This is a genomic window from Streptomyces sp. MB09-01, from assembly GCF_033794505.1.
Lineage (GTDB): Bacteria > Actinomycetota > Actinomycetes > Streptomycetales > Streptomycetaceae > Streptomyces.
Genome location: NZ_JARAYQ010000590.1, coordinates 1 through 864 on the forward strand (window position 1 = coordinate 1; position 864 = coordinate 864).

2 protein-coding genes are annotated in these 864 nt (G+C 73.3%); both read right to left on the reverse strand.

Annotation, left to right across the window (positions count from 1 at the left end):
- Positions 1-209 precede the first annotated feature (209 nt).
- Positions 210-413: a hypothetical protein gene (locus PV721_RS43615; RefSeq protein ID WP_124291291.1), complete on the reverse strand. Its 204-nt coding sequence runs from the start codon at positions 411-413 to the stop codon at positions 210-212.
- A gap of 113 nt (positions 414-526) precedes the next feature.
- Entirely contained in the window at positions 527-787 is a 261-nt protein-coding gene (locus tag PV721_RS43620) for a hypothetical protein (RefSeq protein ID WP_319734456.1), read from the reverse strand.
- Positions 788-864 lie beyond the last annotated feature (77 nt).

Here is an 864-nt window from a genome sequence, read left to right on the forward strand (position 1 = left end):
GAAGACGGCAAGCTAGATTTCTGCCTTACTCGTGGGCTCAGAGATGTTTATCAGAGACAGGAGCACCCCGCGCGCACGGCCCACGGCATCGCCGCACCACCCAGCCGCACCACTGCTGCGCCCCGCCGACGTTGGGCTGGTGTCGGCGGGGCGCAGCAGTGGTGCGGCTGGGTGGTGCGGCGATGCCGTGGGCCGTGCGCGCGGGGTGCTCAGCCGGAGGCTGCCGGGGCGGGCGCGGTGTGGCCCGGCCCGGGGGTGACCGGCTGCTGCTCGGGGGCGCCTGCCAGGTGGGTGCCGATCAGGTAGCCGATCAGCAGCCCGCCGATGCCGAAGACCTTGTGGCGGTTGACCTTCCACCAGGTCGGGGCCGGGGGCTCGGTGAGCACGCCTATGACGGTCGGGGCTTTCGCCAAGACGGGGTCTCCTTCTCGTTCGCGGACGGGGTGGTGCGTGCGGCCGGGCGGCCTGTCCGGCCCTCGCCGGACCCCGGGGTGCGGGGCGGGCGAGGACCAGGCGGGGCGTCGGGTCAGCGGGAGCGGCGTGTGCGCAGGCGGCGGGTGGCCCACTGCCGCAGCCGGTCGACGGGGCCGGGGTGGGTGTGCCGCCAGGCGGTGTCGAACACGTCGTCGTTGGTCGGGAAGGAGCGGGACTCGCCGCAGCTGCACGTCCAGGCGTACGGCTCGGGGCGGGTGTCGTCGCGGGTCGCGGTGACCTTGACGGTGAGGCCGTCGTGGCTCCCGTGGAAGGTGCCGGTCCAGAACTCGGTCTTCGGCTGCTGCGGCTTCATGCGGATTCCTTTCGGTGCGCGGTGGTGGTGTGGGCGGGGTGGAGTGCGGTCAGCGCTGGAGCGGGTGGACGTTGTCG

Excerpts from the sequence above, each read along its gene's own strand:
- PV721_RS43620 (WP_319734456.1), bottom strand. The coding sequence starts at position 787 with ATGAAGCCGCAGCAGCCGAAGACCGAGTTCTGGACCGGCACCTTCCAC.